Source organism: Pantoea sp. USHLN256 (assembly GCF_037149875.1).
Lineage (GTDB): Bacteria > Pseudomonadota > Gammaproteobacteria > Enterobacterales > Enterobacteriaceae > Pantoea > Pantoea nemavictus.
Genome location: NZ_JBBCQO010000001.1, coordinates 939,163 through 958,341, shown reverse-complemented (window position 1 = coordinate 958,341; position 19,179 = coordinate 939,163). Strand labels below are relative to the sequence as shown.

At 54.4% G+C, this 19,179-nt stretch carries 17 protein-coding genes; 4 read left to right on the top strand and 13 right to left on the bottom strand.

Annotated features, from left to right (window positions below):
- Window positions 1–10: 10 nt before the first annotated feature.
- The 4 genes from WFL93_RS04570 to xseB all read right to left on the bottom strand — a co-directional run bounded on the left by WFL93_RS04570 (window position 11) and on the right by xseB (window position 4,099).
- Window positions 11–985, bottom strand: coding sequence for an aldo/keto reductase (locus WFL93_RS04570; RefSeq protein ID WP_007887004.1), 975 nt, complete (start codon window positions 983–985; stop codon window positions 11–13).
- A gap of 87 nt (window positions 986–1,072) precedes the next feature.
- A complete protein-coding gene (dxs, locus tag WFL93_RS04565) occupies window positions 1,073–2,938 on the bottom strand; it encodes a 1-deoxy-D-xylulose-5-phosphate synthase (protein WP_049850809.1) in 1,866 nt (621 codons plus the stop codon).
- Window positions 2,939–2,957: 19 nt separating this feature from the next.
- Window positions 2,958–3,857: a (2E,6E)-farnesyl diphosphate synthase gene (ispA, locus tag WFL93_RS04560; RefSeq protein ID WP_007887002.1), complete on the bottom strand. Its 900-nt coding sequence runs from the start codon at window positions 3,855–3,857 to the stop codon at window positions 2,958–2,960.
- Complete coding sequence (xseB, locus tag WFL93_RS04555) at window positions 3,857–4,099, bottom strand: exodeoxyribonuclease VII small subunit (RefSeq protein ID WP_007887001.1); 243 nt, start codon at window positions 4,097–4,099, stop codon at window positions 3,857–3,859. Before xseB ends, ispA begins: the two co-directional genes overlap by 1 nt.
- A 236-nt stretch (window positions 4,100–4,335) precedes the next feature.
- On the opposite strand from xseB, the gene thiI reads away from it, so the two are divergent.
- Window positions 4,336–5,784, top strand: coding sequence for a tRNA uracil 4-sulfurtransferase ThiI (thiI, locus tag WFL93_RS04550; protein WP_336777345.1), 1,449 nt, complete (start codon window positions 4,336–4,338; stop codon window positions 5,782–5,784).
- A 68-nt stretch (window positions 5,785–5,852) separates the two neighbouring features.
- On the opposite strand, the gene yajL is transcribed toward thiI, so the two are convergent.
- Both yajL and panE read right to left on the bottom strand, forming a co-directional pair.
- A complete protein-coding gene (gene yajL, locus WFL93_RS04545; protein WP_180823170.1) occupies window positions 5,853–6,461 on the bottom strand; it encodes a protein deglycase YajL in 609 nt (202 codons plus the stop codon).
- Window positions 6,415–7,335: a 2-dehydropantoate 2-reductase gene (panE, locus tag WFL93_RS04540; RefSeq protein ID WP_336777344.1), complete on the bottom strand. Its 921-nt coding sequence runs from the start codon at window positions 7,333–7,335 to the stop codon at window positions 6,415–6,417. The genes yajL and panE overlap by 47 nt, the downstream gene beginning before the upstream one ends.
- A gap of 125 nt (window positions 7,336–7,460) precedes the next feature.
- On the opposite strand from panE, the gene WFL93_RS04535 reads away from it, so the two are divergent.
- Complete coding sequence (locus WFL93_RS04535) at window positions 7,461–7,952, top strand: YajQ family cyclic di-GMP-binding protein (protein ID WP_007886994.1); 492 nt, start codon at window positions 7,461–7,463, stop codon at window positions 7,950–7,952.
- Here WFL93_RS04535 and WFL93_RS04530 read toward each other — a convergent pair.
- A complete protein-coding gene (locus tag WFL93_RS04530) occupies window positions 7,949–9,721 on the bottom strand; it encodes a sigma-54-dependent Fis family transcriptional regulator (RefSeq protein ID WP_336777343.1) in 1,773 nt (590 codons plus the stop codon). The genes WFL93_RS04535 and WFL93_RS04530 overlap by 4 nt on opposite strands.
- Before the next feature lie 289 nt (window positions 9,722–10,010).
- On the opposite strand from WFL93_RS04530, the gene exaC reads away from it, so the two are divergent.
- A complete protein-coding gene (exaC, locus tag WFL93_RS04525; protein ID WP_336777342.1) occupies window positions 10,011–11,531 on the top strand; it encodes an acetaldehyde dehydrogenase ExaC in 1,521 nt (506 codons plus the stop codon).
- Between the two features lie 30 nt (window positions 11,532–11,561).
- Window positions 11,562–12,602 carry an alcohol dehydrogenase AdhP gene (gene adhP / locus WFL93_RS04520; protein WP_007886989.1) on the top strand — a complete coding sequence of 347 codons (1,041 nt, stop codon included), beginning with the start codon at window positions 11,562–11,564 and terminating at the stop codon, window positions 12,600–12,602.
- Between the two features lie 33 nt (window positions 12,603–12,635).
- Here adhP and WFL93_RS04515 read toward each other — a convergent pair whose 3' ends face one another.
- The 6 genes from WFL93_RS04515 to cyoA all read right to left on the bottom strand — a co-directional run bounded on the left by WFL93_RS04515 (window position 12,636) and on the right by cyoA (window position 18,886).
- On the bottom strand, window positions 12,636–14,000 hold the full coding sequence (locus tag WFL93_RS04515; RefSeq protein WP_007886988.1) for an MFS transporter: 1,365 nt from the start codon (window positions 13,998–14,000) through the stop codon (window positions 12,636–12,638).
- Window positions 14,001–14,130: 130 nt separating this feature from the next.
- Entirely contained in the window at window positions 14,131–15,018 is an 888-nt protein-coding gene (gene cyoE, locus WFL93_RS04510; protein WP_007886987.1) for a heme o synthase, read from the bottom strand.
- Between the two features lie 11 nt (window positions 15,019–15,029).
- Window positions 15,030–15,359 carry a cytochrome o ubiquinol oxidase subunit IV gene (locus WFL93_RS04505; RefSeq protein ID WP_007886986.1) on the bottom strand — a complete coding sequence of 110 codons (330 nt, stop codon included), beginning with the start codon at window positions 15,357–15,359 and terminating at the stop codon, window positions 15,030–15,032.
- The gene (locus tag WFL93_RS04500; protein WP_007886985.1) at window positions 15,359–15,973 is read right to left on the bottom strand and encodes a cytochrome o ubiquinol oxidase subunit III; all 615 of its coding nucleotides are present in this window, start codon (window positions 15,971–15,973) and stop codon (window positions 15,359–15,361) included. Before WFL93_RS04500 ends, WFL93_RS04505 begins: the two co-directional genes overlap by 1 nt.
- Window positions 15,973–17,955: a cytochrome o ubiquinol oxidase subunit I gene (gene cyoB, locus WFL93_RS04495; RefSeq protein ID WP_007886984.1), complete on the bottom strand. Its 1,983-nt coding sequence runs from the start codon at window positions 17,953–17,955 to the stop codon at window positions 15,973–15,975. Before cyoB ends, WFL93_RS04500 begins: the two co-directional genes overlap by 1 nt.
- A 4-nt stretch (window positions 17,956–17,959) precedes the next feature.
- Window positions 17,960–18,886 (bottom strand): cytochrome o ubiquinol oxidase subunit II, encoded by a 927-nt coding sequence (cyoA, locus tag WFL93_RS04490; RefSeq protein ID WP_007886978.1) that lies wholly within the window; start codon window positions 18,884–18,886, stop codon window positions 17,960–17,962.
- Window positions 18,887–19,179 lie beyond the last annotated feature (293 nt).

The following is a 19,179-nucleotide window of genomic DNA, read 5'->3' as shown; positions in this document are numbered from 1 at the left end:
GTTTCAAAAACTACTCAAATCCTACCACCGGATGCGGTTGATACACCGTCTCCAGCTCTGCAATATCTGTCGAACTCAACTCCACATCGACCGCCTTCACCAGCTCAGCAAACTGCTGCTCACGCGAGGCGCCAATGATCGGCGCTGTAACCGCCGGCTTGTGTAACAGCCACGCCAGCGCCACCTGGGCACGCGTCACGCCTTTATCCGCCGCAACATTAGCCAGACGCTCGGCAATCGCCGCATCGTTCTCTTCGGTACCGGTATAGAGCTTCTCCATCACGTTATCCGAGACCGAACGCGCGGTGGTTTCGCCCCATGGACGCGTTAACTTACCGCGCGCCAGCGGACTCCACGGCAGCACGGCAATGCCTTCACGCTGGCACAGTGGATGCATTTCGTTCTCTTCTTCGCGCTGAATCAGATTGTACTGATCCTGCATGCTAACAAACCGCGCCCAGTTGTTTTGCTTTTGCAGGTCCAGCGCCTGAGCAAACTGCGATGCGTGCATCGACGATGCGCCGATGTGGCGCGCCTTACCGGATTTCACCACCTCATGCAGCGCCTCCAGCGTCTCTTCAATTGGCGTATCGTAATCCCAGCGGTGAATCTGCAGCAGATCGACATATTCCATGCCAAGACGCGTCAGGCTGTCATCGATAGACTGCAGGATATTCTTGCGTGATAGGCCTTGTGACAGATTGCTGAGCGGGAAATAGACCTTGGTGGCGACCACAACCTGATCGCGGCGGGCAAAATCTTTCAGCGCGCGGCCCACGATCTCTTCGCTGCTGCCGTCGGAATAGCTGTTGGCGGTATCGAAGAAGTTAATGCCGGCCTCCAGCGCTTGTTTGATCAGCGGTCGGCTGCTCTCTTCCGGCAACGTCCATGCGTGATTACCGCGCGTGGGATCGCCGTAGGTCATGCAGCCTAAACAGAGACGCGAAACCTGTAAGTCGGTTTGGCCTAAGGGAATAGTTTTCATTTGGGCTCCTGCTCTTATGCTTGAGGGAAATCGTTCCCTAAGCATAGCAGCAGGCTCGCTCACCGGGCGGTGAGCGAGTCGGGCAGTTTACTGGGCGAGCCAGTCAGCGATTTGCTGCTGAATACCGGCGGCATCCAGCTGGTAATCCTGGCGCACCTCTTCCTGCGTGCCTTGCGGGATGAACTCATCCGGCAGGCCGAGGTTAAGCACCGGCACGCGCAGGCGTTTTGCCATCACATACTCGTTGACGCCGCTACCGGCACCGCCTTTGATCGCGCCTTCTTCCAGCGTGATCAGCGAATCGTGACTGGCCGCCAGCTCGGTAATCAGTGCTTCGTCGAGCGGCTTCACAAAGCGCATATCCACCAGCGTCGCATTCAGCGCTTCAGCGGCCGCCGCCGCTTCTGGCAACAAGGTGCCGAAGTTGAGGATTGCCAGCTTTTCACCGCGACGCTTCACGATACCTTTACCCAGCGGCAAACTGGCCAGCGGTTCCAGCACCGCACCGGTGCCGGTACCACGCGGATAACGCACCGCGCTTGGGCCATCCTGATAGTGATAACCGGTGTAAAGCATCAGACGGCATTCGTTTTCGTCGCTTGGCGTCATGATCACCATCTCTGGCACACAGCGCAAAAACGCGATATCAAACGCGCCCTGGTGGGTTTGACCATCGGCGCCGACAATGCCGCCGCGATCGATAGCAAACAGCACCGGCAGTTTCTGAATGGCAACGTCATGGATCAGCTGATCGTAGGCGCGCTGCAGGAAGGTCGAATAGATTGCCACAATCGGCTTATAGCCGCCGATCGCCATACCGGCTGCGAAAGTGACGGCATGCTGCTCGGCAATCGCCACATCAAAATATTGCTGCGGGTAATCACGCGAATAACTCACCATGCCGGAACCTTCGCGCATCGCTGGCGTCACCGCCATCAGGCGCGGATCGTCGGCGGCCATTTCGCTCAGCCAGTTGCCGAAGATTTTTGAGTAGCTTGGCAGTCCCGGCACGCTTTTCGGCAGCGCTAAGCTGGCGGGATCGAATTTCGGTACCGCATGCCAGGTGATGGGATCTTCTTCCGCCGGGGCATAACCTTTGCCCTTTTTGGTCATGATGTGCAGGAACTGCGGACCTTTCAGATCGCGCATGTTCTTCAGTGTGCTTACCAGCGTCAGCACGTCGTGACCATCGACCGGGCCAATGTAGTTAAAGCCCAGCTCCTCAAACAGCGTGCCCGGCACCACCATGCCTTTCAGGTGCTCTTCGGTGCGTTTTACCAGCTCTTTAATCGGCGGTAAACCGCCCAGCACGCGCTTGCCGCCTTCGCGCAGGCGTGAATAGGTTTTTCCGGAGAGAATCTGTGCCAGGCGATTGTTGAGCGCGCCGACGTTTTCGGAGATCGACATTTCGTTATCGTTGAGGATCACCAGCATATCCGGCTTGATATCACCGGCGTGGTTCATCGCTTCAAACGCCATGCCTGCGGTAATGGCGCCATCACCGATAATACAGGCGGTGCGACGGCCTTTACCTTCACGATCGGCGGCAACCGCCATGCCGAGGCCCGCGCTGATCGAAGTGGACGAGTGGCCGACGCTCAGCACGTCGTATTCACTCTCACCGCGCCACGGGAACGGATGCAGGCCATTTTTCTGCCGGATAGTGCCGATGCGATCGCGGCGTCCGGTCAGAATCTTGTGTGGATAAGCCTGATGGCCAACGTCCCACACCAGATGATCAAACGGGGTGTTATAAACATAATGCAGCGCCACTGTTAGCTCGACGACGCCCAGACCCGAAGCAAAGTGGCCGGATGAACGGCTTACGCTATCCAGCAGATACTGACGCAGCTCGTCACACAGTTCCGGAAGTTTTTCTTTCGGTAATAAACGTAATTCCTGAACCGTGTTTGCTAACGCCAGTGTCGGGTATTTTGCAATATCAAAACTCATCAGAGACTCATTATGAAAGTTATTTATCGCGTTCAATTATGAAGCTTGCCAGCGCTTGTAAGGCGATTGTGTTGTAAGACTGTGCAGCCAGAATATCGAGCGCGCCAAGCGCCTCTTGATAGAGATCCCAGGCTTTGCTGCGAGCATTTTCCAGCCCCATCAAGGCAGGATAGGTGCTTTTTCCTAACGCCTGATCCGAGCCCTGCGTTTTCCCTAACACCGCAGTATCGCCGACCACATCAAGGATGTCGTCCTGCACCTGAAACGCCAGTCCGATGGCGTTGGCGTAGGTATCCAGTACCGGCAAGGCGGCACGGCCACGTTCTCCGGCGGCTAATGCGCCAAGACGCACCGCTGCACGAATTAACGCGCCGGTTTTATGACGGTGAATCTGTTCCAGCTGCGCCAGGTCGATACGTTTGCCTTCAGCCGCTAAATCCAACGCCTGTCCGCCGCACATGCCCGCTACGCCGCTGGCCTGCGCCAGTTCGGAAATCATCGCAATGCGCGCTTCGGCGCTGACGCCAGGCATCGGCTGATCGGCCAGAATCGAAAAGGCCAGAGTTTGCAAAGCATCGCCGGCGAGAATCGCCGTGTCTTCGCCATATTTAATATGGCAGGTTGGCTGCCCGCGGCGTAACGCATCGTCATCCATCGCCGGCAGATCGTCATGAATCAGGGAATAAGCATGGATGCATTCAACGGCGGCAGCCGGCACATCCAGGCTGGCCGCGTCGGCCTTCAGCATTTCGCCTGTGGCGTACACCAGAAAGGGACGCAGACGTTTACCGCCTAATAATGCCCCATACTCCATGGCATTCACCAGAGGAGAACTCTGAAAAGGAAGTGGATCTATTAAGCGCGTCAACGCCTGATTGACGCGTTGATGGTACGCGCTCAGCAGTTTAGCGAAATCCATTACTCATTATCCGGCGTAAAAGGGGCGAGGGCGGCATCTTTCTCATCGCTGAGCAGGATTTGCACCCGTTGCTCTGCCTGTTGCAGGGTTTGCTGACCGGTACGTGCCAATTGTACACCGCGTTCAAATTCGTTTAGCGCCTGTTCCAGCGGCAACTCACCACTTTCCAGACGGCTAACAATCTGTTCCAGCTGCTGTAATGCGCTTTCAAAACTGGCTGGCGCTTCGGCTTTTTTCGGCATAATCAGTGTCGACTCACAGGTTAGGACATTATGTTGCAATCGGTCATGGTAGCCGACGAGGATTAATTAGCAAAATAATGAATGTGACTGCGGTAGCAGAAGCAGTCACCCCTCAAAGGTGATATACTTTTGCGCCTCGGATGCGGGGGCTCCTGAATCAACCCGCAATTATATGATTTTAACAGCTAAGTGCCGATGCTTTTAGCACTTATTTGCCCAAACGAACCCCTGTCGCCATGAAGTTTATCATCAAGCTGTTCCCAGAAATCACCATCAAAAGTCAGTCGGTGCGTCTGCGCTTTATCAAAATTCTTACCAGCAGCATTCGTAATATCCTGCGTACCGTCGATGAAGACATCAAGGTCGTGCGCCATTGGGATCACGTTGAAGTGCGTTCCAAAAATGAGTTGCTGCGTGAAACCATCGTCACCGAACTGACGCGTATTCCCGGCATTCACCACGTGCTGGCGGTGGAAGATCGCGCCTATACCGACATGCACGATATCTTCGAGCAGACGCTGGTGCTTAATCGCGAGCGTCTGGAAGGCAAAAGCTTCTGTGTGCGCGTGAAGCGCCGCGGAACGCACAGCTTCAGCTCGCAGGATGTTGAGCGCTACGTTGGCGGCGGTCTTAATCAGCACATCGCCAGCGCGCGGGTGCAGCTTAATCGTCCGGATGAAACGGTGAACCTGGAGATCGAAGACGATCGCCTGTTACTGATCACCGCACGTTATGAAGGTCTGGGCGGTTTCCCGATAGGGACGCAGGAAGATGTACTGTCGCTGATTTCCGGAGGTTTCGACTCCGGAGTTTCCAGCTACATGCTGATGCGTCGCGGTTGCCGCGTGCATTACTGCTTCTTTAACCTTGGCGGTGCGGCACATGAGATTGGTGTACGTCAGGTCGCGCATTATCTCTGGCAGCGTTTTGGTCGTTCGCATCGCGTACGTTTTGTGGCGATCAACTTCGAGCCGGTAGTCGGTGAGATTCTGGAGAAGGTTGACGACGGCCAGATGGGCGTGGTGCTGAAGCGCATGATGGTGCGTGCGGCGTCAATGGTGGCAGAACGTTACGGCGTGCAAGCGCTGGTCACCGGCGAAGCGCTCGGTCAGGTGTCCAGCCAGACGCTGACCAACCTGCGTTTGATCGATAATGCCTCTGATACGCTGATTTTGCGTCCGCTGATTTCACACGATAAAGAGCACATCATCGATGTGGCGCGTAAGATCGGCACCGAAGATTTTGCCCGCACCATGCCGGAATATTGCGGTGTGATTTCGAAAAGCCCGACCGTGAAGGCGGTGAAAGCGAAGATCGAAGCGGAAGAGCTGAATTTCGATTTCGAGATTCTGAATCGTGTCGTGCAGGAAGCCAGCAACGTCGATATCCGTGAAATCGCTGAACAGACCGAAGAAGAAGTGGTGGAAGTGGAAACCGTCGACTCCTTCACCAGCAACGATGTGGTGCTGGATATTCGTTCGGCGGATGAGCAGGACGCGAAGCCGTTGGCACTTGAAGGCGTTGAGGTCAAACCTCTAGCGTTCTACAAACTCAGCACCCAATTCGGCGATCTGGACCAGAGTAAAACCTGGCTGCTGTATTGCGATCGCGGTGTGATGAGTCGCTTGCAGGCGCTGTATCTGCATGAGCAGGGCTTCAAAAATGTGAAGGTTTATCGTCCTTAAGCTCCAGGTGCGCATGAATGCGCACCTTACCGTTTTTGTTGGGGCGTCTTGATGGCGACCCCAGTAAATTAACGCTCTTCAAACTCCTGATAGTTATAAATCCCCGCCGCCAGCACCAGCTGCGCAGCGACTTCGCGCGCCTTCTCTTTATCCACCAGCAAATCAATCAGCTTCAAAGCAAAGTCCATCGCAGTGCCCGGTCCCTGACTGGTCAGCAGATTTACGCGCGGGTCCCATACCACGCGACGCTCCATCCATTTGCTGTCTGGAATGGTGTCACGCAAGCCGGGAAAACCGGTCATATTGCCCACCGGGAACAGATCGTGCGGGACCAAAACGGTGCCCGGCGCGGCACAGATTGCCGCCACAATCTTGCCTGAAACATGGAACTGGCGCACGGTCTCGACCAGTAGCGGGCTGTCGCGGAAGGTTTCTGCGCCTTTTAAACCGCCAGGCAGCACAATCGCGTCGTAATCATTGTCGGCGACCTCTACTAACGGCGCGTCCGCCAGCAGGCGCACGCCGCGCGAACAGACGATCTCGCGCGTGCCGTCACTCTCGACGCTGGCAGTGGTGACACTTATTCCGCCGCGCACCAGCAAATCGATAGTGGTGACCGCTTCGGTCTCCTCACTGCCATGTGCCAGGCAAACCAGAACCGATGCGTTCGCGCTCATAGTGGGACTCCTTACGTTTAATCAGATCGTACAAACGGGTGTTCTCCGGCAGCGAAATACCCTGCGCGCGGGCGCGGCGCAACAGGTAGCCAGTGATGTAATCAATTTCGGTCAGACGCTGCGCCCGCACATCCTGCAGCATCGATGAGGTGTTGGCGGCGGTGCTATCAATCACGTCGTAAATAATGCCGCGCAGATTATCCACCGCCATATGCTGGCCTTCGCGCTCCATCACCCAGGCGATCTCTTCACACAAAGTGGCGATTTGCTCTGGCCAGGTTCGCAACGCGCCGTTCTGGCAGTCGTGCTCGACGGTTAGCGGATTGATCACGCAGTTGATCGCCAGCTTGCGCCAGCTGGCGGCGGCGATGTTGTCATGCCAGGCCACATCCGGCAGCGCCTGATGCAGAATATCAGCGATATCGCTCAGGGCCGCGCTCTCGCGATTAGCCGGACCGATATGTGTCATACCCTGGGCGACATGTTTGATCACCGTGCCATCACGCATCGCGGCGTGGGTGGTGATACCGCGCAGCAGCGGCTGACGCACATCTTTTAGCTCATCCAGCGTGCCCATACCATTGTGCAGTAGCAAAATGGGGGCATGCGCAGGCAGCACGCTTTGCAGGTTTTTCACCGCAGGCGAAACCTGTGGCGCTTTTAGCGTCACCAGTAACAGCTGGCTTTCGGCGAGGAACAGCGGATCGTTAGCAATAAATCTGTGATTGCTCACCTTGCCTTGGGGATCGATGACATTCGCTGAGCAGTAAGGCTGTGGCACACGCAGCCAACCCTGTACCTCATGTCCCTGACGGGCGAGCGCGGCGAGCCAAATTTGACCTAAGGCGCCACATCCCAACACGGTAATTTTCATTTTGCCTCCCGTGGGCGGGTTCCTGTTTTCACGATATGGGTAAGTATAGCTTTCCGCGTATCGTGTTTTATTAGCGCCACAAGACGCGTATTATGCATGTCACTTTAGTATCAGGAGAAGAAAAGATGCCATCTTTCGATATCGTTTCCGAAGTCGAATTGTCGGAAGTGCGAAATGCCGTGGAGAATGCGAGCCGCGAGATCTCAACCCGTTTCGATTTCCGTAACGTGAGTGCAACCATTGAGCTCAACGAAAAGAGTGAGACCATCAAAATCAGCAGCGAATCTGATTTCCAGGTAAAACAACTGGTGGATATTCTGCGCGAAAAGCTGCTGAAGCGTGGCATTGAAGGCGCGGCAATTGAAGTGCCGGAAGAGATTGTGCACAGCGGTAAAAGCTGGTCGGTTGAAGCCAAGCTGAAAAAGGGTATCGAAAGCGATATCGCCAAAAAGCTGGTGAAACTGATCAAAGACAGCAAGCTGAAAGTACAGACGCAGATTCAGGGCGAAGAACTGCGCGTAACCGGTAAGTCACGCGACGATCTACAGGGTGCGATGGCGCTGGTGCGCGGTGGTAACCTCGGCCAGCCTTTCCAGTTCAAAAACTTCCGCGACTAATCGCGTTTGTCGCGCGCTGCACGACGATAAAGCGTGCTGCGCGCGACGCCCAATGCCTGCGCCGTTTTACTGATATTGCCATTGAAGCGCTGCAGCGTTTCGCTAATTAAGCGTTCATCATGACTCTGCCGATCTTCCTGCATGGGTAGTGCTGCGCGGCGATATTCGGCAGGTAAATGCACTTCGGTCACTTCCTCACCTTCATCCGCCAGCGCCAGCAGCACGCGTAACAGGCTGCGTAATTGCCGCACATTACCGGGCCACGGCAGCTGTGCCAGCGCGGTCAGCAGCGCAGGCGACAGCTGAATGTCACGTTCTGCGCCGCCCAGCTCGCGCCATAAACGGCAGATAAACCCTTCGATATCCGGCCAGTCGCGCAGCGGCGGAATGGTCATAGAAAATTCCTGCAGGCGATAAAGTAAATCTTCGCGGAATTCACCTTCTGCCACGCGCTGTGCCAAATCCCGGTGCGTGGCGCAGATAACGGCAAAATTTACCGGCCAGCTGCGACTGGAACCGAGCGGCGCCACTTCTTTCTCCTGCAACACCCGTAGCAAGCGAGTTTGCAGCGCCAGCGGCATATCGCCGATCTCATCAAGGAACAGCACGCCGCCGTCCGCTTCGCGTATTTTGCCGATATAGCCAGTCTTGTTGGCGCCGGTAAAGGCGCCGGGCTGGTAGCCAAACAGCTCGGATTCAATCAGCGCTTCCGGGATTGCCGCGCAGTTAATCGCCACAAACTTGCCTTCACGCCAGCGGCTCTGCTGATGCAGTGCACGACTTACAAACTCTTTGCCGCTGCCGGTTTCGCCGTGAATGCAGAGTGACACCCCGGCGTTGAGCAGTCGCACCATCTTTTCGCCATCGCGATGCAGCGAGAAGGGCAGATCGCGGGTAGGTTCGCTCGGTGCGGCGAAATGGCTGCGCTGTGGCGCGCGCAGGCGGAAATAGTAGCGCTGGGTGGCGTAATCGAGCGGCACGGGAAGGGTATTGGCGTGTTGCTGCTGCTGCGGAAACAGCTGCTGGAAAGTCACGCTGCCGAGTTGATCGCTACTCAATGCCAGCTCGCGCATCGCCAGACGATTCGCGGCGGTCAACACGTTATCTGAAAATACCAGCAGCAGCTCATCGCTGGTATCGATGCCTTGTGGCTGAAGGTGCAGACTCATCAACCACTGCTGCGGATGCAGGCTCTGCTTCACCCACAAATACTCAATCTGTTTCGCTGCGGCTTTGACCCAGCTAAAGGTTTGCGGATGTGGGAAGTGCGCCGGACCGGAGATGTCCAGCACGCCAGCAATCTGACCGTTCGGCATTTGCAACGGCATCGCCGCGCAGTACAGCCCTTGATTAAGCGTCAGGAAGTGCTGATGGCCGGCAATTTCGCAGCCATCATCAATCGCCAGCGCGGTGCCAATCGCATTGGTGCCACGCCCGCATTCACTCCACAAATTGCCGGGTGCTAGCGCATAACGCTGAGCTTTTTCCATCGAGGGCATATCGCCAAAGGTATTGAGTACCAAACCGGTGGCATCCGAGAGAATGACCACCGATTGCTTCTCAGCCAGTTTTTGCGCCAGCTGGTTAATCACCGGCTGGGCGAACTGCTGCAGTCCGGCATTGCTGGCGAGCAGGTCTGCCAGCTCACCCTGGCGAACGCGAGGAAAATCGTCGGCGGTGCGATCGAGGCCATACAGCTGGCTACGAAACCAGGAGTCGCTTAACAGCGGATTGGCGGTAACGGCAGACGCGGATGAATTTCCCTGCATTGATGACCTCGTACCCAAGCGAAAGTGTTGCGGCATTGTAGCGGCTTGGTTTCCGTACTGTTGCGATACGCAACACAGATGACGATTTTTTCTCCATCTGCTCGCGCAGAAAATGGAAATGTGATTTGTTAATTTTCTGATTTATTTGGTTATTTATGCATTTTTTGTTGGGTTGGTAAAACTGGCACGCGCGCTGCAATTGCTTATCCAGCAGCGTGTTATTCAATGAAGTCATACAACGTTGCCGCTGTCCGTTCAGATTATCTGACCCTACATTAAGGAGTTTGCGATGCGTTATGCACATCCCGGCACGCCCGGCGCTTTAGTTTCATATCAGGCGACCTACGGCAACTACATTGCGGGCAAATTCGTCGAGCCGCTCAGCGGCCAATACTTCACCAATACTTCACCGGTAAATGGCAGCGATATTGCGCAATTCCCACGTTCAGACGCGCGGGATATCGATTTAGCACTGGACGCTGCTCATCAGGCCGCTGACGCCTGGGGGAAAACCAGTGTGCAGCAGCGTGCCAATATCCTGCTGCAGGTAGCGGATCGCATTGAGGCGAATCTTGAGAAACTGGCGGTGGCGGAGAGTTGGGATAACGGTAAGCCGATCCGTGAAACATTGAATGCCGATCTACCGCTGGCGGTGGATCACTTCCGCTACTTCGCCGGTTGTCTGCGCGCGCAAGAGGGCAGCACCGCGGAGATCGATGAAACTACCGTGGCCTATCACTTCCATGAACCGCTCGGTGTGGTAGGGCAAATCATCCCATGGAACTTCCCGCTGTTGATGGCAGCGTGGAAACTGGCGCCGGCATTAGCGGCAGGTAACTGCGTGGTGTTGAAACCTGCCGAGCAGACGCCGCTGGGGATTACGCTGCTGATGGAAGTGATTGGCGATCTGTTCCCGGCGGGCGTGCTGAATGTGGTGCAGGGATTTGGCCGTGAAGCGGGGGAAGCGCTGGCGACCAGCAAGCGCATCGCCAAAATCGCCTTCACCGGTTCAACCCCGGTTGGGCGTCACATCATGGCCTGTGCCGCTGAAAATATCATTCCCTGCACCGTGGAGCTGGGTGGCAAGTCGCCGAACATCTACTTCGCTGATGTGATGGATGGTGAGGACGAGTTTATAGAGAAAGCGGTAGAAGGCTTAGTACTCGGCTTCTTCAATCAGGGGGAAGTTTGTACCTGTCCTTCGCGCGCGCTGATCCATGAATCGATCTATCAAGCCTTTATGGATCGCGTAATGGCGAAGGTGGCAAATATCCGCCGTGGCGATCCGCTTGATACTGACACCATGATCGGCGCGCAGGCCTCGCGCCAGCAATTCGACAAAATCCTGTCATATATCAACATCGCACGTGACGAAGGCGGGCAAATTCTGACCGGTGGCGAACGCGCGAGCGTGGCCGCTGAGCTGAATGATGGATTCTACATTCAGCCAACCTTAATCAAAGGAACTAACCAGATGCGCTGTTTCCAGGAGGAGATTTTTGGGCCGGTGATTGGCGTTACCACCTTTAAGGATGAGGCTGAAGCGCTGGCGATTGCCAACGAAACGCAGTTTGGTCTTGGGGCTGGCGTGTGGACGCGTGATACCAATCTGGCGTATCGCATGGGACGCGGCATTAAAGCGGGGCGCGTCTGGACCAACTGCTATCACATCTATCCCGCTCATGCGGCATTCGGCGGCTATAAGCAATCGGGTGTTGGCCGTGAGACGCACAAAATGGCGCTGAGCGCTTATCAACAAACCAAAAATCTGCTGGTCAGCTATGGCACCGCGCCGTTAGGCCTGTTCTGAGTCCGCATCCGATCAAATGGAGAGTGAAAGATGAATATGCAAATCAAAACCACCATGAAAGCCGCCGTGGTGAAGTCTTTTGGTGAACCGTTAGTGATTGAGCAGGTACCGGTGCCGCAGGTGGGACCGGGGCAGATTTTGGTGAAGATCGCCGCCACCGGCGTGTGTCACACCGATTTACACGCCGCGGAAGGCGACTGGCCGATCAAGCCGAATCCGCCGTTTATTCCGGGTCATGAAGGTGTCGGCCAGGTTGTGGCGCTGGGCGCAGGCGTTAAACATTTGAAACTGGGCGATCGCGTGGGCGTGCCGTGGCTCTATTCGGCCTGCGGTCACTGCGAGCATTGCCTTGATAGCTGGGAAACGCTGTGTTTGTCGCAGCAAAACGCCGGCTACTCGGTAAACGGCAGTTTCGCCGAGTATTGCCTCGCTGATGCTAACTATGTCGGCATCATTCCAGATAACGTTGATTACAATGAAATCGCACCGATTCTCTGTGCGGGCGTCACCGTCTACAAAGGGCTGAAGATGACCGACACCAAACCCGGCGATTGGGTGGTGATTTCGGGCATCGGCGGCCTGGGTCATATGGCGGTGCAATATGCGGTAGCGATGGGATTGAACGTGGCGGCTGTAGATATTGATGATGAAAAGCTGGAATTTGCTAAACGCTTAGGTGCCAGCGTGGTGGCTAATGCGAAAAATGTCGATCCGACCAAAGTGTTTCAGGAGAGCTTCGGTGGCGCGCATGGCGTGCTGGTGACGGCGGTTTCACCGAAAGCCTTCGAGCAGGCGATTGGCACGCTGCGTCGTGGCGGTACCATGGTGCTGAACGGTTTGCCGCCGGGAAAATTTGATTTGTCGATCTTCAATATGGTGCTGGATGGCATCACGGTGCGCGGCTCCATCGTCGGGACGCGTAAAGATCTGCAGGAGGCGTTGGATTTCGCCGGTCGTCATAAAGTGAAAGCCACCGTTGCGGTGGAACCGCTAACCAACATCAACGATATTTTCGCGCGCATGCACGCCGGCAAGATTGAAGGGCGTATCGTGGTGGATCTGTCGCTGTAAGAAAAAGCCCGACACGGAGGTCGGGCTGATGATTTAGCAGCTGGCGAGCAGCGCTTCGAGTTCTACGCGGCTCGTCACTTTGCTGTCTATTTTGATATAAGCACTTTTCTCTTCCGGCACGATAAACACTGACGCCACGCCGGGTTGTGCTTTCAAACGTTTCTCAAGGTTTGGCACCGCCAGCACCGCATCGCTGAGCATGATACGCAGGCTGCTGACGTAAGGCGGTTCCTGCATCGACATCGCCACAAATAGCCACGCTGCCGCGACAATGGCGCCAACCAGGAATACGGTTTGTGCATCAACATGACCAAAGATCCAGCCGCCCATGCTGCCGCCAATCGCCACGCCAATGAACTGGCTGGTGGAGTAAATGCCCATCGCGGTGCCTTTGTAGCCTGGCGGCGACTCTTTGCTGATCAGGGAAGGCAGAATGGCTTCCATCAGGTTGAAGGCGAGGAAGAACAGCTGCACGCCAATCACCAGCGTCCAGAAGTGACCTGCCGCGCCCCACAGCACGATTTCCGCAACGATGATCGTCGCCACACAGCCAACGAACACGCGCTTCATGCGGCGTTTAACTTCGGCGTAGATGATGAAGGGCACCACGGCAACAAACGCGACTAACATGGTGACCAGATAGACTTTCCAATGTTCTGCTGCTGGCAATCCAGCCTGTTCAAACTGCCCTGGCAGCGCCACGAAACTCGACATCAGCAGAATATGCAGACAGAGAATGCCGATATTCAATTTTAATAATCTTGGGTTGGCCAGCACCGTGCGGATGCTGCCTTTTACCATGCCCGATTCACGATTGAGCACGTGGTTTGGTGCATTCGGCACCACTAACAGGGTGATGACGATGCCAAGCGTCGCGAGGATAGCAATCATCCAGAACAGCGCGTGCAAGCCCAGCGCATGCGTCACGATGGGACCGACCACCATCGCAATGGCAAAGGTGACGCCGAAGCTGATGCCAATAAATGCCATGGCTTTCGTACGGTTCTGTTCGCGGGTTAAATCCGACAGCAATGCCATCACCGCTGCAGCAATCGCGCCAGAGCCCTGTAATGCACGGCCTAAGATCACGCCCCATATGGAGTCGGAGGTTGCGGCAATGATGCTGCCGAAGACAAACAGCATCAGTCCGCCGACGATCAACGGCTTACGGCCGACACGATCGGAGAGCAGACCGAAAGGAATCTGGAAGATGGCTTGCGCCAAACCATAGATGCCGATTGCGAGACCAATCAGCGTTTCACTGGCGCCCTGTAACGCCATGCCGTACGTGGTGAGTACCGGCAAGACCATAAACATTCCCAGCATGCGCAGGGAAAAAACCGTACCTAAACCCCATGTAGCGCGAAGCTCTACTGGCGTCATTTTATTGTCGTTCATGTTTACCTCAAAATTATACTGCGCCCATTTTAGGCAGCAGGGCAGGGCGGGTAAAACATTTGTTCTTAAGCAGTGGTAACAAAAAGAAAGGGCGCGAAATTCGCGCCCTTTCTGGTTTTGCGGAGCTGAATTACCAGACGTAAGTCAGCAAGTCTTTCGACGCCGGCGTCATGAAATCAACTGACATCATCACGCTGAGGGCAGTGATAGCGATAATCGAGAACACAAACAGTTTACGCGCCCAAACTTTATCGTTTGAGGTTTTGTAACCTGAAAGCGCCATCCCGAGCCACCACACGCTAACGGCCGCGGCCACCACCAGATATTTGTAGCCCGCGTAACCGCCAAGGGTCAGCATCAGCGTGGCAATCATGAACGCCAGGATATACAGCGTAATATGATTTTTCGCCACCGAGATGCCTTTTACTACCGGTAGAACCGGAATGTTGGCAGCCTGGTAATCTTTAAAGCGGAAGATGGCAATCGCATAGGAGTGCGGCATCTGCCACAGGCTAAAGATAGCCAGTAAAATCAACGCGCCAGCGTCAAACTGGTTGGTTACCGCGCAGTAGCCAATCACCGGCGGCGCAGCGCCAGAGAGACTACCAATCAGCGTGCCGTAGACAGAGTTACGCTTCATATAGAGGCTGTAAACGCCTACGTAGACCACGAAGCCCATCACCGCCAGCCACATGGCCAGCGGGTTAGCGCCGAAATACAGCAACGCAAAGCCAGCAATACCCAATGCGGTTGCATAAACCAGGCTTACTTTCGCCGAGATCAGGCCTTTGACCAGAACACGGTTCCGCGTTCTCTCCATTTTGATGTCGATATCGCGGTCAATCACATTGTTGAATACACAACCTGATGCGACGACCAGCGACACCCCCACCAGCGAGGCGAGAAACAGGGTGTAATCAATGCTGCCTTTCGAAGCCAGCAGGAATCCACCGATCACAGAAATTAAATTGCCGAAAATAATTCCTGGTTTTGTTACTTGCAGGTATTGCTTAATCATTACACGACTCTTTAGTGGGCCATCATGTTGTAGTTGAGGTTCCACATAATCCACAGTGAGCCTACGACAACAATCAAGATGATGAGTGCTGAGAAGACAATGGCCACCATGTTCCAGCCACCTTCTGATTTGCTGTCTAAGTGCAGGAAGTAGACCAGGTGAACCAGCACCTGAACCACCGCACACACCAGAACCACACCCAGAATAGTGCCGTGTGAAGCGCCGCCATCCATTACCATCCAGAACGGAATACCGGTCAGGATGATCGAGAGGACGAAGCCGATCATGTAAGACTTCACGCTACCGTGCGAAGCGCCATGTTCGTTAACAGAATGACTCATTACATGGCTCCCATCAGGTAGACAACGGTGAATACGCAGATCCAAACCACATCCAGGAAGTGCCAGAACAAGCTAAGGCACATGATACGGGTGCGGTTGGTTGCAGTCAGACCACGTTTAGAAATCTGGAACATCATCACTGCCATCCAGATCAGACCAGAGGTCACGTGCAGACCGTGCGTGCCGACCAGCGTAAAGAACGCTGACAGGAAGCCGCTGCGGTCAGGACCGAAGCCTTCCTTGATCAGGTGATGGAATTCATAGATTTCCATCCCGATGAAGCCCGCACCGAACAGGAAGGTCAGGGCTAACCAGCTGATGACCGAACCCTTGTTCTGGTTGTTCATCGCGATCACTGCCATACCATAGGTAATGGAGCTGAGCAGCAGCAGCGCGGTTTCGACCAGTACGAACGGCAGTTCGAAGATGTCTTTACCTGCCGGGCCACCGGCAGTGTTATTGACCATAACTGCATAGGTCGCAAACAGGGTTGCGAAGATAATGCAGTCACTCATCAGGTAGATCCAGAAGCCAAAGACTTTATTGGCTCCTGCATCGTGATGCCCATGCTCCGCATGGGCGTCGTGGTGGTGTTTTGCAGTTTCAGTTGACATTATTTCAGACCTGCTTTGCTGATTTCGTCAAAGTGCTTCTTCTCGATCTGCTCGACTTCGGCAACCGGTACGTAGTAATCCACGTCTTCATCGAAGCTCTTCACAATCCAGGTCACGATAGTACCTACGAATGTGAGGCCAGCCAGCCACCAGATATGCCAGATCATTGCGAAACCGAACACAGTCATCAGGGCCGCGATAACAACAGCTGCGCCGCTGTTTTTCGGCATATGAATTTCTTCATATTTTTCTGGCTGCTTGTACGCTTCGCCTTTCTCTTTCATTTCCCAGAACGCATCACGCTCGTGGATATGTGGGATAACGGCAAAGTTGTAGAACGGCGGCGGTGAAGAGGTTGCCCACTCCAGCGTACGTCCACCCCACGGGTCACCGGTCAGGTCACGGTTCTGGTCGCGGTCACGCACAGAAACGTAGAACTGGGTCAGCTGGCACAGAATACCGCAAGCGATCAGCGCCGCACCGCCTGCTGCAACAACCAGCAGTGAGTGGAACTGTGGATCGATGTCCTGGCTGATACGACGCGTCATACCCATGAAGCCCAGCGCATACAGCGGCATAAATGCCACGAAGAAGCCGATGATCCAGAACCAGAACGCGCGGATACCCCATTTTTCATTCAGCGTGAAGCCGAATGCTTTCGGGAACCAGTAGGTCACGCCAGCCATACAACCGAACACCACACCACCGATAATAACGTTATGGAAGTGCGCGATCAGGAACAGGCTGTTGTGCAGAATGAAGTCCGCACCCGGAACCGCCAGCAGAACACCTGTCATACCACCAATAGAGAAGGTAACCAGGAAGCCGATGGTCCACAGCATCGCTGAGTGGAACTCAACGCGACCCTGATACATGGTGAACAGCCAGTTGAAGATTTTCACGCCGGTCGGGATAGCGATGATCATCGTCATGATACCGAAGAAGGCGTTTACGTTTGCACCCGCACCCATGGTGAAGAAGTGGTGCAGCCAAACGATGAACGACAGTACGGTAATCGCGATGGTCGCCCACACCAGAGAGGTGTAACCGAACAGACGCTTTTTAGAGAAGGTCGCAGTGACTTCAGCGAAGACACCAAACACCGGCAGAACCAGGATGTACACTTCCGGGTGACCCCAGACCCAAATCAGGTTGACGTACATCATCATGTTACCGCCCATTTCATTGGTGAAGAAATGGAAGCCAAGGTAACGGTCAAGTGTCAACAGTGCCAGCGTAACGGTCAGTACCGGGAACGCAGCGATGATCAGGACGTTAGTACACAGTGATGCCCAGGTGAATACCGGCATTTTGAACAGGTCCATGCCCGGTGCACGCATCTTCAGAATGGTAACGAAGAAGTTGATACCGGTCAGTGTGGTACCGATACCGGACAGCTGGAGACTCCAGATCCAGTAATCGACCCCGACGCCAGGACTGTACTCCACCCCCGAAAGCGGCGGATAAGCCAACCAGCCGGTCTGTGCGAACTCGCCCACACCCAGAGAGATGTTCACCAGGATCACACCGATCGCGGTAAACCAGAAGCTCAGGTTGTTCAGGAACGGGAAGGCAACGTCACGTGCACCGATTTGCAGCGGTACCGCGATGTTCATCAGACCTACCACGAATGGCATCGCCACGAAGAAGATCATGATCACGCCGTGAGCGGTGAAGATCTGGTCGTAGTGGTGCGGCGGTAGAATGCCGGCTTCCCCAGCGGAAGCCATCACTTGTTGGGTACGCATCATTACCGCATCGGCAAAGCCGCGCAGCAACATGACGAATGCCATGATGATGTACATGATACCCAGTTTTTTGTGGTCAATGGAGGTGAACCATTCAGACCACAGGTACTGCCACTTACCAAAATAGGTGATGGCCGCAACCAGCGCCAGACCACCTAAGATGATAGCGGCGACCGTAACCACGATAATGGGTTCGTGGTATGGCACTGCATCCAGTGTTAATTTTCCGAACATCGTATTATTCCTCGGCTCCCGCGGAAGCGGCGTGACTCATGTCCATACCTTCATGCTGTGGCATGTCCATCTTCCCGTGGCTCATCTTGAACTTATCAATAACTTGCTTGAACAGTTCTGGATTCGTCGTAGAGAAATATTCCACCGGGTGATTTTCGCTTGGCGTAGCCAGTTTCTCGAAATCATCCATGGTGTTCAGCGCGTTAGGTGCCGCTTTAACTTTGGCAACCCACTGCTGGAATTCCGCATCGTCTTTAGTTGCAATGGCTTTGAATTTCATACCAGAGAAACCACGACCACTGAAGTTCGCAGAGATACCGTCAAATGTTCCTGGCTCGTTGGCGATCAGATGCAGTTTGGTCTGCATACCGGCCATTGCATAAATCTGGCTGCCGAGAGTAGGAATAAAGAAGGAGTTCATCACGGAGTTGGAGGTGATCTTGAAGTTCACCGGAGTATTTGCCGGGAAGGCAATCTGGTTAACGGTGGCAATACCCTGTTCCGGGTAAATGAACAGCCATTTCCAGTCCAGCGCCACTACATCAATCTCAACCGGTTTAACGTCAGAAACCAGCGGTTTGCTCGGCTCCAGCGCGTGGGTTGATTTCCAGGTCAAAACGCCGAGGAAGATAATGATCAGGATCGGAATGGTCCAGACCACGGCTTCCACTTTGTTCGAGTGTGACCAGTTAGGGCTATAGGTTGCATTAGTATTGGTTGCCCGATATTTCCAGGCAAAAAATACTGCCATGAAGACTGCCGGGATAACGACGATCATCATCAAGCCAAAAGCTGTCAGAATCAACGAACGTTGCTCCAGTGCAATCTGTCCTTTGGGATTTAACAACGCACTATCGCAGCCACTGAGTAATACAGCGCCTGCAATTAATGACAAAATCCCCAAACTTTTATTGTATTTACTGAGTCTCATTTAACGACCTCAATGACAAAGGGCTCTATTGTCGTTTAAGTGTGCGCGCATTTTACGGGAAGGTTTATGCAGTGTAAACCAGCATAAGGATGTGTCAGAAGGCTGTTGACACCTTTTGCTAAGGGTGTCACAGATGTTACGCAGGGTGACAAATTATTAACTGCGACAAGCAGTTGGCGTTAATATAACAAAAAACAATGGTAGAAACCGCAGAAAAATCAGGGAAAGTATAAACCGTACTCTTAATGCTCATTTATTTAACATTTCTGTATCATTTTTGCGATGAGTTTAAT